Origin of the sequence: Pelomonas sp. Root1217 (assembly GCF_001425705.1) — a bacterium.
GTDB lineage: Bacteria > Pseudomonadota > Gammaproteobacteria > Burkholderiales > Burkholderiaceae_C > Pelomonas.
Genome location: NZ_LMDC01000023.1, coordinates 470,431 through 485,174, shown reverse-complemented (window position 1 = coordinate 485,174; position 14,744 = coordinate 470,431). Strand labels below are relative to the sequence as shown.

Genomic DNA, 14,744 nt, shown 5'->3' with positions numbered 1-14,744 from the left:
ATCGTGCACAACTAACGGTCGAGCTGCGCTGCAAGAATGGCCCCCATGAGCCCTTTGAACCGCTTGCTGCTGCCACTGTTGATGACCTTGTTGAGTGCCTGCGGCGGCGGCGGAGGCAGCGGCACGGGAGGGGACGGCGGCGGGGGTGGTGGCATGGGGCAGACCTTGACGCTGACGCTGCCCGCCAACGGGCTGACGCCGGCCGACCTGGCCGTCATCGTGGCCGAGGGTGATGCCCTCAGTGAAGCCGTCGGCGCCGCCTATCTGGCAGCGCGTGGCGTGCCGGCGGCGAATCTGATCCGAGTTCGGGTTAACACTGCTCAGGAGGCGATTTCCGCGGCCGACTTCGCGTTGTTGAAATCCGACATCGACGCCAAGTTGCCGCTCGGCATCCAGGCCACGCTGCTGACCTGGGCAGCCCCCAGCCGGGTCACTAGCGCCTGCAGCATGGGCATCACCAGCGCGATGGCTCTCGGTTTTGACGCGCGCTACTGCAACCCCAGCCCATCGACCGAGGCCTGTGCGAACACGGCCGCCTCGCCGCTCTACGACAGCGAGGCGCGCCGGCCGCAAACCGAGTTGCAGATGCGCCCCTCCATGTTGCTGGGTGCCCACACGCTGGCGGCCGCCCAGGCGCTGATCAACCGCGGCGTGGCGGCCGACGGCAGCCGGCCAGCCGGCGAGGGCTGGCTGGTGCGCACGACGGACGACGACCGCAGCGTGCGCTGGAACGATTTCGCCGGCCTGCCGGCGGCCTGGAGCGGCGCCCTGGCGCTGAACTATGTCGACAACAGCGCCGGCCCGGCCAGCGCCAATGCCCTGTCCGGCAAGAGCGGCATGCTGTTCTACCTGACGGGGTTGAGCAGCGTCGCCAATCTGTCGTCGCTGCAATTCCGCCCCGGTGCCCTGGCCGACACGCTGACCTCCGCGGGCGGCGTGCTGCCCTCGGGCGGCGGCCAGATGCCCATCACGGCCTGGCTGGAGGCGGGCGCAACCGCCAGCTACGGTACGGTGGAGGAGCCCTGTAACCTGCCGCAAAAGTTCTCGCGCGCCTCGGTCCTCATCGACCAGTACTGGCGCGGTGCCACGGCCATCGAGGCCTACTGGAAGGCGGTGCAGTGGCCGGGGCAGGGGTTGTTCGTCGGCGAACCGCTGGCCCAGCCCTTCCGCGACACGCCCAGCTTTGCCATCGTCGCCGGCGAATACCAGATCAAGACGCGCAGCCTGCGGCCGGGCGCGCGCTACGACCTGCAATACCTGCAGGGCTCAACCTGGACGACGCTGGCCAGCTTTACCGGCGTGCGCGGCCAGGCGCTGGACGGCCGTTCGCCCTTGCCGCCAGCTGCGGCCACGCGTATCCGCTGGCAAGGCCCTTGCGCGGACAACGCTGGCAATACCTGTACGCTGGCTCAATCCTCCTGAGCGGCCCCTGAGAATGCGGGTCGGTCAAATCCCGATTGCCTGATGGCGCCAGCCGTTGAACAGTCGCCCTCCCGCTGTACCCTTGCTCGCCATGTTCCGACCCCGTTCTGCCCGCCCGCGCGGCTTCACCCTGCTTGAGCTTCTGGTCGTCATGGTCATCATCGGCCTCCTGGCCGGTTACGTCGGCCCCAAGTTCTTCGGCCAGATCGGCAAGAGCGAGGTCAAGGCGACCCGCGCCCAGATCGACGCGCTGACCAAGTCGCTGGACCAATACCGCCTGGACGTCGGCCGCTACCCCAGCACCGAGCAGGGCCTGGCCGTGCTGGTCACCCGGCCTGCCGACGAGCCGAAATGGGCGGGGCCGTATCTCTCCAAGGCCGTACCCAAGGACCCCTGGGGCAATGAATACCAATACCGCAGCCCTGGCGAGCATGGCGAATACGACCTGCTGAGCTTCGGCAAGGACGGCCGCCCCGGCGGCGAGGGTGAGGATGCCGACCTCACCAGCTGGTGATGCCGCAATTCCAAACCCGCGTACTGCGCGCGGGAGCCGTCACTTCGGAGCGCGTCGAGGCCTCCGACCGTGCCGCCGTGGCCGCGGTGCTCGGTGTGTCGCCCCAGCATGTGCTGGAGGTGCGCGAGGTCGCCGTCGCCACCGAGAGCGCCAAGCCCTGGCGCCGCAACAGCAAATTCCCCCTGCAGCTCTTCAGCCAGGAGCTGGCCGTGCTGCTGGACGCCGGCATCGCGCTGCTCGAAGCGTTGAGCACGCTGCGCGAGAAGGAAGGCCAGCCCGGCGTGCGCGCAGCACTGGACGCCGTCACCAGCCAGATCGAGCAGGGCCAGCCGCTGTCCGTCGCGCTGCGCCAGCAGCCGCAGGCCTTTGACGAACTGATCTGCGCCATCGTCGCGGCCAACGAGAAGACCGGCCAGCTCTCCACGGCGTTGGCCCAGCACGCGCGCTATCTGGCCTGGGTCGACGCGCTGCGCTCGCGACTCGTCGCCGCATTGGTCTACCCGCTGATGCTGCTCGGCGTCGGCTCGCTCGTCATCCTCTTCCTGCTGCTTTACGTGCTGCCGCGCTTTGCCGGCATCCTGGAGCAGACCAGCGCCGACCTGCCGTGGGCTTCGCGCGTGCTCATCGAGTTCGGCCAGACGGCCGGCGCGCATCCGGGGCTGGTCATCGGCGGCATCGCGGCGGTGGGCTTTGCGATCTTCACGCTGCTGCGCCAGCCCGCCGTGCGCCAGCGCGCTCAAGCCGCGCTGTGGACGCTGCCCGGCCTGGGCCCGCGGCTGCGCGTGTTGGCGCTGGCGCGGCTGTACCGGTCGCTGGCCATGCTGCTGGCGTCGGGCGTGCCGGCGCTGGCTGCGCTGCGCATCGTCGTCGACGTGGTCGCCGCACCCTGGCGCGCGGCCGTGCAGGCCGCGGCCGCGCAGATCGAGCGTGGCGAGCGGCTGTCGGCCGCCTTCGACTCACAAGACTTGGCGACGCCGGTCGCGCGCCGCATGTTGCGCGTCGGCGAGCGCAGTGGCGAGGTCGCGGCCATGCTGGAGCGCGCCGCGGCCTTCCACGATGAAGAGGCGGCGCGGCTGACCGACCTGCTGTCGCGCCTGGTGAACCCGGCGCTGATGCTGATCATGGGCGTGCTGATCGGGGGCATCATTGTTTTGATGTATCTGCCGATCTTCCAGCTGGTGGAGCAGGTGCAATGACCACTGCAGCGAAACACAGCCACAGAGGCACAGAGGCACGGAGGAAATTCGGTTTGCCTGGGTTCTTCTCTGTGCCTCTGTGCCTCTGTGGCTTTGTTCAAAGGCTTCGCGGGAGCATGGCGTGACCGCATCCTTGCAAGACTGGCTGCCGGCCGAGCAGGGCCCCTGGCACCTTGACTTCGAACAATGGCCCCAGGCCCAGGCGCAGCGCTGGCGTGCCGTGCTGGCCGTGGGTGCCGACAACAGGCGAGTGCTGCTCGCCGAGCGCGACGAGGACGCGATGCTGCTGCAGAGCGTCGAGTCGCGGCTGAACGCACCGGTCGGCTGGCAGCGTGCGTCGGCCGAGGCGGTGACCCATTTCCTCGGCGCTGGTGAAGCCGACTTCCGCGCACTGTCTGACGTCGAGGATGCACTGACCGCCGTCGAGGATCACACGGAGGAGCTGTCGGCCCTGGCGTTGAGCGAGCAGGCCAGCCCCGTCGTGCGCCTGCTCAACGCCACCATCTACGACGCGCTGCAGGACACGGCGTCGGACATCCACATCGAATGCACGGCTCGCGGCGCGATGATTCGCTTCCGTGTCGATGGCGTCATGGCCGTGGTGCGCCAGGTCGAGAGCCCGCAGGTGGCCGAGCAGCTGGTGTCGCGCCTGAAGGTCATGGCCGAGCTCGACATCGGCGAGCGCCGCCTGCCGCAGGACGGTCGCTTCAAGCTGCGCGTGCAGGGCCGCGAGATCGACTTCCGCCTCTCCGTCATGCCCAGCGTGTTCGGTGAGGACGCCGTCATCCGCATCCTGGACCGCGCGGCCATCGCCCGCGCCGGCTCGTTGACGCTCGATTCGCTGGGCTTCGGCGATGACGAGCGCGCCGCCATCCGCCATCAGGCGCGCCAGCCTCACGGCATGCTGCTCGTCACCGGCCCGACCGGCTCGGGCAAGACGACGACGCTGTACGCGACGCTGGCCGAGATCCACACCGGCGCCGACAAGATCATCACGATCGAAGACCCGGTCGAGTACCAGCTCAGCGGCGTCGTGCAGATCCCCGTCAACGAGAAGAAGGGCCTGACCTTCTCGCGCGGCCTGCGCTCCATCCTGCGCCACGACCCGGATCGCGTCATGGTGGGCGAGATCCGCGATGCCGAGACCGCGCAGATCGCCGTGCAGGCCGCGCTGACGGGCCATCTGGTGTTCAGCACGGTGCATGCGAACAACGCGTTCGACGTCATCGGCCGCTTCATGCACATGGGCCTGGACCTCTACAACGTCGTCTCGGCCTTGAACGCCGTGCTGGCCCAGCGCCTGGTGCGGCTGACGTGCAAGCACTGCGCGCAGCCGTTCACACCTGATGCCGCCACCCTCACAAGACACGGCGTCATCAACGGCAACTTCCTGAAGGGCGAGGGCTGCGGCCATTGCCGCGGCACCGGCTACAAGGGCCGGCGGGCGGTGGCCGAACTGCTGAAGCTCGACGACGGCCTGCGCGACCTGATCGCGGCGCGCGCGCCCATGTCCGAGATCAAGGCCGCCGCCAAGGCTCGCGGCATGAAATCGTTGCGCGAGATGGCGTTGGCCGCCGTCTGCCGTGGCGACACCACTTTCGAGGAGCTGGAACGTGTCACCCTCGATGAGTGAACGAATGCGCCGGCAAATCGCCGCGCGCCTGGCCAAGCCGCGGCATGTCTTCGTCACGCCCGGCGGCGATGAATTCGCGGCCTGGTGCCGCGATCTGCCCGGCACGGCCGTCGAGCTGGTCATCAGCGCCCGCGCGCTGCATGAGCTGGTCACCGAGCCGGGCCTGCCGCTGGCCGACCTGGACGCCGTGCAGGCCTATGCGCAGCAGCAGTTCGCCCATTACTTCGGCAGCGCTGCGCAGCGCTTTGCAATTGCGCCCTGGAAACTGGGTGAGGCGGCCGGCGCATCAGCGCTGCATGGGCTGGACCTGGCCGCGCTGCGCAGCCAGGCCGATGCAGCCCATGTGCGCCTCGCCGCCGTGCGCCCGGCCTGGGCGGCGTGGCTGGCTTCGCTGCCGGCCGCGACGCGCGCCGGCACGGGGCGCGCCGTCTGGCATGAAGGCGATGTTGCTGTTGTCATCCAGCTCGACGGCGGCCGTGTCACCGGACTGCAGTCACGCCGTGTCCAGCAGCTTGCCGATCTCGGCGGGGACGCGCCGCTGGCCGTCGGCACGCCGGCTGACGAGCTCATTGCCCAGCCCGGCCCGGCCACGCCGCAGCCCGACTTCCTGCCGCGCAACGGCCGTTCGCCCCTGGCCTGGCCGCTGGCCGCGACCGGCGCCCTGGTGCTTGCCACGGCCGCATGGAGCGCCGTCGACAGCCATCGCGGCCTCGACGTCGCCCAGGCTGCGCGCGACCGTGTCGCCACGCTTCGCCCGGCGGTGGTCGCCAAGCCCGCCGCGCGCGGCCGCGGCGAACCGGCCGAGAACCGCGCGGGCAACGAAGCCCGCGCCTTGCTGGCCATGCCCTGGGAGCCGCTGCTGACTCGTGTCGAGATCGCGGGCGCTGAGGCCAAGACCATCGCCTGGCTGGGGCTGGACGCCAGCGCCGGCCGCGGCGAACTGCGCCTGGAAGGCCTGACAACCGACAAGCTGCTGGCCCTGCAACTGGCCGAACAACTCGGCACCACGCCGGGCTGGCGCCAGGTCGTGCTGTCGCGCTTCTCGGCGGCCGAAACGGGCCTGGTCGGCCAGCGCTTCGAGATCAATGCCCGCGTGGCGACCGGGAGCGGCTCGTGAAGCGGCCTGCCTTCGTCAAGGCGCCGGTCAAAGCGCTCGGCTGGCCCGGCCTGGCCGGCCTCGCGGCATTGGTCCTTGCGGTGATCGCCGTCGTGCTCAGCCAGCGTTGGGACGCCCAGGCCGTCAAGCTGCAGGCCGAAGCCCGCGAGCTGCGCGCCAAGGCCCGGCCGGCCGCAGCCGCTGCATCGGCGCCGGTCAGCGTGCAGCAATGGCAGGCCTCGCTGCCGCCGTCCAGCAGCCGCCAGCAGCGCCTGGCCGATCTGCTGGAGCTCAGCATCCGCTTGGACCTCGTCGGTGCGCGCACCGAGCACCGGCTGTCGACGTCCGAGGGCCTGGAGAGGATGCGCGTGACGATGCCGCTGACCGGCAACTATGCGCAGCTGCGGCGCTTCATCGGGGCCGCGTTGGCGCACGATCCGGCGCTGAGCCTGGATGCCGTCAAACTGCGCCGCGTCAGCCCGATGGCCACCGACGTCGATGCCGAGCTGCAGTGGTCGCTGCACGGGAGGGCCGCGCCATGAAGCCGACGCCTCGCCAACTGGCCCTCGGCGGCGCGCTGGCCGCGACGCTGGCCGCCACCGCCTGGGTCGCCACGCGCCCCGAGGACGAGGCTGCGGCCGCCGTCGCCGCGCCGGCTCGCCGCGCAGCGGCAACGTCAGCGCCGGCAACGCCCGCAACACCGGCATCTGCCCCCGGCGCCGCGTCGCGCGAGCCCTGGGCGGAAGTCGACGCCACCCAGCTTGCTGCCTGGCAGCCACCCCCGCCGCCACCGCCTCCACCCGCGCCGCCACCGGTCGCAGCCACACCGCCGCCACCGCCCGTCGCGCCGCCAGCGCCCTACCAGATGATCGGCCGCGTCATCGAAGGCGAGGGCGCCAAGGCGGTCGAGGTCGCTTTGCTGACCGGGCCGAGCAAGGCCTTGAGCGCCAGGCGCGGCGACGTCATCGACGGCCAGTGGCGCGTCGAGCAGGTGTCCGGCAGCGGCGTGCGCCTGACCTGGCTGCCCGGCCAGCTCCCCCAGAACATCGTCTTCAGGCCCATCCCATGAAGCAGCTCTTCCTTCTCTTCCCGGGAAAACGCCGGGCCGCCCCAAGTTTTCCCGCTCCCCTCGGGGGGCGGACGACGTTCCACGTCGTCCTTGGGGCATTTGTGACTGTGCTGCTCGCGGCCTGCGCCAACCCGGCTTTGCGCCAGGCCGAAGACCTCGGCCGCAGCAACCAGTGGCCGGCCGCCCTGCGTGTGCTGGATGATGCCCGCGCCAAGGATCCGAACGACCCGCAATTGCGCGCCGCCCAGGTGCGTGCCCGTGAACAGGCGACGGCCCGCCTCATCCTGCAGATCGAGGCACTGCGCGGCGCGGGGCGCTGGGACGAGGCCTCGGCCTTGCTGAGCCAGTTGGCACTGGCCGACGCCAAGCACCCGCGCCTGGCCGCCTTGACCACCGAGGTGGAACGCAGCCGCCGCCAGGACGCCCAGCTGGCCACCGGCCGCGCCGCGCTGAAGGAAGGTCGCCTGGAGCGCGCTGAAGGCGTGGCGCGCGAGATCCTGGCCGAGTCGCCCCAGCATCCCGGCGCCCGCCTGCTGGCCAGCCAGGTCGCCCAGGCGCGGCCGCTGGAGGCGGCGGTTGGCGAGCTGGGCCCGGCCTTCCAGAAGCCCGTCACGCTGGAGTTCCGCGAGGCGCCGCTGCGCCAGGTCTTCGAGGCGCTGTCCCGCTCCAGCGGTGTCAACTTCGTCTTCGACAAGGACGTGCGCGCCGATGCCCGCGTGACCGTCTTCCTGCGCAACGTGACGATGGACGAGGCGATGCGCGTCATCCTCGGCACGCAGCAGCTGGATCGCAAGCTGCTCAACGAAACCTCGGTGCTGATCTTCCCCAACACGGCTGCCAAGCAGCGCGAGCACCAGGAGCTGATCACCCGCACCCTCTACCTGACCAATGCCGACGTGAAGCAGGTCCAGGCCATGGTGCGCACCATCGCCAAGGTGCGCGACATTCACATCGACGAGCGCCTGAACCTGCTTATCGTGCGCGACACACCCGAGGTGCTGCGCCTGGTGGAAAAGCTCATCGCGTCGGTCGACCTGCCCGAGCCCGAAGTGATGCTCGAGGTCGAGGTCATGGAGCTGGCCACCGACCAGGTCGACTCACTGGGCCTGCAATGGCCCGACACGGTGCAGTACGGCCTGCCCGGCGCCGTCGGCCAGGTGCTGCTCAGCGACCGCGCCTACTTCCGCGCCAGCATTGCCAATCCGGCAGTGGTGGCCACGCTGCGCGGCACATCGGGCAACTCCAACATCCTGGCCAACCCCAAAATCCGCGTGCGCAACCGGGACAAGGCCAAGGTCCACATCGGCCAGAAGCTGCCGGTGTTCACGACGACGACCAATTTCACCGGTTCCACGTCCGTCGCGGCCTCGGTCAGCTATCTGGACGTCGGCCTCAAGCTCGATGTGGAGCCCACCATCCAGCTCGACAACGACGTCGTCATCAAGATCGGCCTGGAAGTCAGCAACCTGATCCGCCAGGTCACCGGCCCCGGCGGCACGACGGCCTATGAGATCGGCACGCGCAACACCTCCACCGTGCTGCGCCTGGCCGACGGCGAGACGCAGGTGCTGGCCGGCCTCATCAACGACGAGGATCGCAAGAGCGGCACCGGCATTCCGGGGCTGTCGCGCATTCCCGTGCTGGGCCGCCTGTTCGGCACGCAGACCGACACGCGCAACAAGACCGAGGTGGTGCTGCTGATCACGCCGCGCGTGGTGCGCAACCTGGCCGTGCCCGACGCGTCCCTCACGCGCCTGGCCAGCGGCACCGACGCCAGCCCCGGCGCCTTCAGCAGCCTGCTGCGCCGCGAGGCGCGGGTCGGCGTGGCGCCCAGCAGTGGCGGCGCCGCCGCCCCCACTGCCCAGGCACAGCCCGCTGCGGCGCCTGCCGAGGCGATGCTGAAGCTGGACGTGACGCCGCAGATCCCGGCCGGCGGCACCGTGTCCGTCGCGCTGAAGAACGAAAGTGGTCTGCAGATCAAGGGCGAGCTGGAATACGACGCGGCCAAACTTACGCCGGCCCAGCCCTTGCAGGGCGTCACGCCCGGCCGCTATCCCGTCGAGCTGGCACCGCGCGGTGAGCGCGTCGTCGCTTTCCGCGCCCTGCCGCCGGCGGCCGGCCAGGTGCTCAACATCAACGTCAGTTCGCTGTCGGCCAGCGGGCTGAATGGCGAGTCGACATCCGTGCGACTTGAAGGCTCTGGCCTGCTGACCGTCGAGGCGGTGAAGTAGGCGCCCTTCATGCGAGTTCGTGGCTTCACGCTGATCGAGATGCTGGTCGTCCTGGCCATGCTGGGCGTGCTCGCGTCTGCCGCGCGGCCGCTGCTTGAGATGTCGGTGCAGCGCAGCCGCGAGCACGAGCTGCGCCAGTCGCTGCGCACGCTGCGCGAGGCGCTTGACGCCTACAAGCGCGCTACCGAGACCGGCAACATCGTGCAAAGCCCCGAGGACAGCGGCTATCCGCAAAAGCTCCAACTGCTGGTCGACGGTGTGGCCGATGCCAAGTCCCCCAATGGCCGCAAGCTCTATTTCCTGCGCCGCCTGCCGCGCGACCCTTTCGCACCGGCAGAGCTGAGTGCCGCCGAGACCTGGGGCCTGCGCGCCTACGACAGCCCGCCCGACGACCCGCGCCCGGGCAAGGACGTGTTCGACGTCTACTCGCGTTCGGAGCGCAAGGCGCTGGATGGTTCGCGGCTGAGGGATTGGTGATGAACGCCAAACAAAGTTCAAGCCGAAGGCGCCAGCGCGCATTCACCCTCATCGAGCTCATCGTCGTCATGGCCATCGTGGCCCTGCTGGCGTCCATCGCCGCGCCGCGCTACTTCACCTCGCTGCACAAGAGCAAGGAGACGGCCCTGCTGCAGTCGCTGACGACGATGCGCGATGCCATCGACCAATACGCCGCCGACAAGGGCCGTTATCCCGAGTCCCTGCAGGAGCTGGCCGCGGCGCGCTATATCCGCGGCATTCCCGAGGACCCGCTGACCGCCAGCCGCGAGACCTGGATCGAGCTGCCGCCACCGACTGAGATGCAGGCCAGCGGCCGGGTCTGGGATGTGCGCAGTGGTGCCGCCGGGCGCTCGGCGGACGGCAGGCTCTATGCGGACTGGTAGCAGCCGCGCGCGGGGCTATTCCTACCTCGCGGTGCTCTTCCTCGTCGCGCTGACCGCCGCCGGCCTCGCGGCCATCGGCCAGGCCTGGAGCATGGCGGCCCAGCGCGAGCGCGAGCGCGAGCTGCTGTTCCGTGGCGGCGAGATCGCGCGCGCCATCGTGGCCTATGCGGCGGCCACGCCCAATCCACCGCAGCAATACCCGCACAGCCTGGACGACCTGCTCGTCGACAACCGCGCACCGAAGCCGCGGCACCACCTGCGCCGCGCCTATGAGGACCCCTTCACCGGCAAGGCGGACTGGGAGCTTGTGCCCGAACCCGGCCAGCCCGGTGCCTTCAGCGCCGTGCGCAGCCGCTCCGAGCATGCATTGCTGCGCGAGGTTGGCCCGGACGGCCTGCCGGCCCGGATTGCGCGCGATCTGCTCTTCTCGCCACGCACCGTGGCCAACCTGCAGCTGCCCGCCGACCCCGCTTCCGCTGCCTCAGCGGCCAGCGGCGCATCAAGGTGATGGGTCGCTGGCGGAATTCGTACGGGTTAGTCAAGTCCATGAGCTCGGTGAAAACCCGTTCCCCCCTCGCCTGAAGGCCGGGCAACTGGGGATGTTCGTGGATTCCTGCGCACCCAGAATCGGCCGCCTAAATGGACGCTTTGTCCATTGGCAGGACATCAACACGGCCCACGCCGTCGACGATGCCGCGGTGCCTTCGGCGCTGCCCCGCCTGCTTGGCATTCAATTGATCAAAGAAAGTGGGTAGTTAAATGAAGAAGGTATTGACCTTGGTCGCGCTGGCCGCGGCCGCATTCTCGGCGTCGATGAGCGCACAGGCGGGCGTGCTGCGCTCGACCATTGATTTCGAGACGCCGATCGACGGCTCGCCTTTCCTGTCGTACCCGGGTTCGCCGCTGCTGGGCAATGGTGACGAGTTCTACCAGCCGGGTATCGCCGGCCACACGATGTTCTTCGATCCGTTTTCGAACAGCGGGCTGGCACAGCCGGGCGACCTCACGGGCGTCATGGGCACGGGCGCAGATTGCTTTGGTGCGCAGTGCCCGGTGAACAACGCCAGCACCTACATCGGCCTGCTGGATGACTCCGTGCTGCTGTTCGGCGCCAACGACGGCTTCCGCTTCTCGATCAAGAGCTTCAAGGCCAGCTTCATCGGCAATGGCGACCCCATCGCCGCGACCCCGGGCTTCGTGCGCCTGCAGGGCATGCGCAATGGCGTGGCGACCACGGCCACCTTCGCGCTGACCGGCCTGGACGCATCGGGCAACCTGAACTTCGGAACCTACGGCACCGGCGCCTTCGGCAACACCGAGTGGGACTATGTCTACGCCTACGGCTTCGCCTGCCCCACGCCGGGCACCACCGGCAGCTGCACGGCCTTTGGCACTGACCGCGCCCAGTTCGCGCTGGACGATGTCGTCATCGAGCATGTACCCGAGCCCGCCAGCCTCGCTCTGCTGAGCGTCGCCGGCCTCGCCGCCTTCCGGGCCAGCCGCCGCCGCGCTGTCTGATCCGCCGTTTGCATCGAAAGGACTCTTTGATGAAGATGAAACTCAAGCCCGCCGCACTGGCGACGCTGGTTCTGCTCTCAGGTTTGGCCACAAGCTCCTTTGCGCAGGATCGCAAGACCTACATCGTCCAGCTCAAGGACGAACCCGCTGCTTCCTACCAGGGCACGGTGTCAGGCCTGGCCGCCACCCAACCGGCAGCCGGTGAAACCTTCAAATACGGCAGCGCTGCCGTGCAGGCCTACATCAGCTACCTGAGCCAGCAGCAAAGCAATGTGATCGCCTTGGTCGGCAATGCGCCGGTCCTGGCGACCTACAAGACCGTGTTCAACGGCTTTGCCGCTAGCCTGACGGATGACGAAGCCCGCTCGCTGAGCACCAACAGCCAGGTCGTCGGCCTGTGGCAGGACGAAGCCCGCAAGCTCGACACCATCTCCACCAGCAAGTTCCTGGGCCTGACCGCCCCGGGCGGCCTGTGGTCGCAGTCCGCCGGTGGTTCCGCCATCAAGGGCGAGAACCTGGTGATCGGCGTCGTCGACCTGGGCATCTGGCCCGAGAACCCCGCGTTCTTCGACCGTGTCGATGCCAACGGCGTGCCGAGCAACAACCCGGCCGACACCCTGGTCTATGGCCCCAAGCCTGCCACCTATACCGGCAGCTGCATGGCCGGCGAGGGCATCGACCCCGCCAAACATTGCAACAACAAGCTGATCAGCATCCAGCATTTCAACGCGGGCTTCATCGCCTCCGGCCGGACCCCGCACTGGACGTCGTTCGCCTCCGGCCGTGACGACCTGGGCGGCGCGACCGGCCACGGTGGCCACGGTGACCACACCGCCTCCACGGCGGCGGGCAACTCCAACGTCACGGCCATCGTCAACGGCATCGCCCTGGGCCAGGCCTCCGGCATGGCGCCGCGCGCTCGCGTGGCGTCCTACAAGGTCTGCTACACCTATGTGGACGTAGCCGCCACCGACGGCACCGGCAGCACCAACAGCTGCTTCACCACCGACTCGGTGGCCGCCATCGACAAGGCCGTGGCCGACGGTGTCAACGTCATCAACTTCTCGATCAGCGGCTCGCAGACCTCGGTCAACGATCCCGTCGAGCAAGCCTTCTACCGTGCCTCGATCGCCGGCGTCTTCGTCGCCAGTTCGGCCGGCAACAGCGGCCCCGGCCAGGCTGTGGCCCACATCAGCCCCTGGCTGACGACGGTGGCCGCCTCCACGCATGACCGCGCCTTCAACGGCGACGCCACGCTGGGCAACGCCGCCAAGTACACCGGCGCCTCGCTGAACAGCCTGGCAGAAGTGAACAACAAGCCCATCATCCGCGCCGAGGATGCCGGCATTGCCGGTGCCAGCGCCAACCTGAACCTGTGTTTCAGCAACCCGCTCGAACTGGATCCCGCCAAGGTGGCCGGCAAGATCGTGGTCTGCACGCGCGGCAACAACGCCCGCGTCGACAAGAGTTTGGCCGTGTTCAACGCCGGTGGCATCGGCATGATCATGCAGGACAACGGCGCTGGCCTGGTGGCCGAAGCTCACTCGGTGCCGACCGTGCACGTCACGACCGCCGACGGCGCTGCGATCAAGACCTATGCCCAGACGGCCGGCGCAACCGCCAGCATCAGCAAGTTCTACATCGGCACCGCCCCGGCGCCGATCATGGCCAACTTCTCGTCGCGTGGCCCGAACGCCGGTGACAGCAACATCCTCAAGCCCGATGTGGCCGCACCGGGCGTGGATGTCATCGCCCAGGTGACCCCAGCGCTGAGCCAGGGTGACCGCGATGCCGTCGCCGCCGGCACGTTGGTGCCCGGACCGGCATGGGCGTCCTACCAGGGCACGTCCATGGCCAGCCCGCACGTGGCAGGTGTTGCGTTGCTGCTTAAGCAGGCTCACCCGACCTGGGGCCCTGGCGCCATCAAGTCGGCGCTGATGACCACCGCCTACTCGACGCTCAACGATGGCCTGACCGGCCTGTCCAACGGCCTCTTGCCCTGGTCGCAAGGCTCGGGCCACATCGACCCGAACAAGGCCGCCGACCCCGGCCTGGTCTACAACGCTGGCAAGAACGACTGGGTCAAGTACCAGTGCAAGGTGAACAAGGCGGCGGTGGTGCCGGCCAGCGACTGCACGAACATCGGCACGCTGAACGAGACCACCGACCTGAACCTGCCGACGATGACGGCCGGCACCGTCATCGGCTCCGTCACCTTCCCGCGCACGGTCACCAACGTGGGCAGCAGCAGCGCAACCTACAACGCCACCGCCAGCGTGCCGGGCTTCACGACTGTCGTGACGCCCGCTTCGCTGACCCTGGCCCCGGGCGCATCGGCGGCCTTCACGGTGAAGCTGACCGCGACGACCGCCACCGAAGGTGTGTGGAACTACGGCCAGCTGGTGTGGAACGACGGCACGCACATCGTGCGTTCGCCCATCCAGGCCAAGGTGGGCAAGGCGATCTCGGCTCCGGCCGAGTTCACCGGCACCACCGTCTCCGGCACCAAGCTGTTCACGGTCCGCACCGGTTTTGCCGGCCGCATGGGCGTGTCGTCGGGTGGCATGAAGGAAGTGACGCTGTCCTCGCCGGCTACGTTGGCCCAAAAGCCCACCAGCAGCGCCCAGCTCAAGGCCATCTGCCAGGCCGGTGCCGACACCGCCAACGTCAAGGTCTACAGCTTCAGCGTTCCGGCCAATACATTGGTGGCGCGCTTTGGTCTGCGTGATGTTGATGTCGGCGCCGCTGGCGATGACAATGACCTGATGCTGCTCTACCCGAACAACACCACCTCGGTGTACTCGGGCAATGACGGCTCCAACGAGACCGTGCAGGTGCTCGCACCTGCCGCGGGCACCTACAAGGTCTGCGTAGTGGCTTACGGCGGCAGTGCTGCCATGACCCATACGCTGTCGAGCTGGATCGTCAAGGCCGGTGATGGTGCTGGCCTGAGGATGGCCATGCCTTCGCAGGTCTATGCCGGCAGCACGGCCACCGTCGGCCTGACCTGGTCGGGCCTGGCCACGGGCAAGCGCTATGTCGGCGCCTTCCAGCTGCTCGATGCAGGTGGTGTGGCCCAGACGACGACCGTGGTGCGTGTGTCGACCGACGGCGTTGTGCCGGTGCTCAATGAGCCCAACACCGTGGCCGCCAAGCTGGCGGACGGCGTCGCTCAATAAGCAGC

13 protein-coding genes are annotated in these 14,744 nt (G+C 68.9%); all 13 read left to right on the top strand.

The features are described from left to right. Positions 1-45 precede the first annotated feature (45 nt). The 13 genes from ASC95_RS16520 to ASC95_RS16460 all read left to right on the top strand — a co-directional run bounded on the left by ASC95_RS16520 (position 46) and on the right by ASC95_RS16460 (position 14,739). Positions 46-1,422, top strand: a complete 1,377-nt coding sequence (locus ASC95_RS16520) for a TIGR03790 family protein (RefSeq protein ID WP_057298799.1) — start codon at positions 46-48, stop codon at positions 1,420-1,422. Positions 1,423-1,513: 91 nt separating this feature from the next. Continuing rightward, complete coding sequence (gene gspG, locus ASC95_RS16515; RefSeq protein ID WP_057298798.1) at positions 1,514-1,936, top strand: type II secretion system major pseudopilin GspG; 423 nt, start codon at positions 1,514-1,516, stop codon at positions 1,934-1,936. Next, entirely contained in the window at positions 1,936-3,132 is a 1,197-nt protein-coding gene (locus tag ASC95_RS16510) for a type II secretion system F family protein (RefSeq protein ID WP_057298797.1), read from the top strand. The genes gspG and ASC95_RS16510 overlap by 1 nt, the downstream gene beginning before the upstream one ends. A 121-nt stretch (positions 3,133-3,253) precedes the next feature. Then, a complete protein-coding gene (locus tag ASC95_RS16505; protein ID WP_057298796.1) occupies positions 3,254-4,765 on the top strand; it encodes a GspE/PulE family protein in 1,512 nt (503 codons plus the stop codon). Positions 4,766-4,769: 4 nt separating this feature from the next. Continuing rightward, complete coding sequence (locus ASC95_RS16500) at positions 4,770-5,882, top strand: hypothetical protein (protein WP_057298795.1); 1,113 nt, start codon at positions 4,770-4,772, stop codon at positions 5,880-5,882. Further along, complete coding sequence (locus tag ASC95_RS16495; RefSeq protein ID WP_057298794.1) at positions 5,879-6,403, top strand: hypothetical protein; 525 nt, start codon at positions 5,879-5,881, stop codon at positions 6,401-6,403. Before ASC95_RS16500 ends, ASC95_RS16495 begins: the two co-directional genes overlap by 4 nt. Beyond that, positions 6,400-6,930, top strand: coding sequence for a hypothetical protein (locus ASC95_RS30775; protein WP_157256354.1), 531 nt, complete (start codon positions 6,400-6,402; stop codon positions 6,928-6,930). The genes ASC95_RS16495 and ASC95_RS30775 overlap by 4 nt, the downstream gene beginning before the upstream one ends. Before the next feature lie 101 nt (positions 6,931-7,031). Continuing rightward, positions 7,032-9,161: a secretin N-terminal domain-containing protein gene (locus ASC95_RS16485; RefSeq protein WP_162250791.1), complete on the top strand. Its 2,130-nt coding sequence runs from the start codon at positions 7,032-7,034 to the stop codon at positions 9,159-9,161. Between the two features lie 9 nt (positions 9,162-9,170). Beyond that, a complete protein-coding gene (locus tag ASC95_RS16480; protein WP_057298791.1) occupies positions 9,171-9,638 on the top strand; it encodes a type II secretion system protein in 468 nt (155 codons plus the stop codon). Further along, entirely contained in the window at positions 9,638-10,042 is a 405-nt protein-coding gene (locus ASC95_RS16475) for a type II secretion system protein (protein ID WP_057298790.1), read from the top strand. Before ASC95_RS16480 ends, ASC95_RS16475 begins: the two co-directional genes overlap by 1 nt. Further along, a complete protein-coding gene (locus ASC95_RS16470; RefSeq protein ID WP_157256352.1) occupies positions 10,029-10,550 on the top strand; it encodes a type II secretion system protein in 522 nt (173 codons plus the stop codon). The genes ASC95_RS16475 and ASC95_RS16470 overlap by 14 nt, the downstream gene beginning before the upstream one ends. Before the next feature lie 251 nt (positions 10,551-10,801). After that, positions 10,802-11,560 carry an NF038120 family PEP-CTERM protein gene (locus ASC95_RS16465; protein ID WP_057298788.1) on the top strand — a complete coding sequence of 253 codons (759 nt, stop codon included), beginning with the start codon at positions 10,802-10,804 and terminating at the stop codon, positions 11,558-11,560. Positions 11,561-11,589: 29 nt separating this feature from the next. Further along, positions 11,590-14,739, top strand: a complete 3,150-nt coding sequence (locus ASC95_RS16460) for a S8 family serine peptidase (RefSeq protein WP_369820619.1) — start codon at positions 11,590-11,592, stop codon at positions 14,737-14,739. Positions 14,740-14,744 lie beyond the last annotated feature (5 nt).

Bases quoted from the DNA above. Each gene is read 5' to 3' on its own strand.
- ASC95_RS16520 (WP_057298799.1), top strand. From the start codon at position 46: ATGAGCCCTTTGAACCGCTTGCTGCTGCCACTGTTGATGACCTTGTTG.
- gspG (WP_057298798.1), top strand. From the start codon at position 1,514: ATGTTCCGACCCCGTTCTGCCCGCCCGCGCGGCTTCACCCTGCTTGAG.
- ASC95_RS16510 (WP_057298797.1), top strand. From the start codon at position 1,936: ATGCCGCAATTCCAAACCCGCGTACTGCGCGCGGGAGCCGTCACTTCG.
- ASC95_RS16500 (WP_057298795.1), top strand. From the start codon at position 4,770: ATGCGCCGGCAAATCGCCGCGCGCCTGGCCAAGCCGCGGCATGTCTTC.
- ASC95_RS30775 (WP_157256354.1), top strand. From the start codon at position 6,400: ATGAAGCCGACGCCTCGCCAACTGGCCCTCGGCGGCGCGCTGGCCGCG.
- ASC95_RS16480 (WP_057298791.1), top strand. From the start codon at position 9,171: ATGCGAGTTCGTGGCTTCACGCTGATCGAGATGCTGGTCGTCCTGGCC.
- ASC95_RS16475 (WP_057298790.1), top strand. From the start codon at position 9,638: ATGAACGCCAAACAAAGTTCAAGCCGAAGGCGCCAGCGCGCATTCACC.
- ASC95_RS16470 (WP_157256352.1), top strand. From the start codon at position 10,029: ATGCGGACTGGTAGCAGCCGCGCGCGGGGCTATTCCTACCTCGCGGTG.
- ASC95_RS16465 (WP_057298788.1), top strand. From the start codon at position 10,802: ATGAAGAAGGTATTGACCTTGGTCGCGCTGGCCGCGGCCGCATTCTCG.
- ASC95_RS16460 (WP_369820619.1), top strand. From the start codon at position 11,590: ATGAAGATGAAACTCAAGCCCGCCGCACTGGCGACGCTGGTTCTGCTC.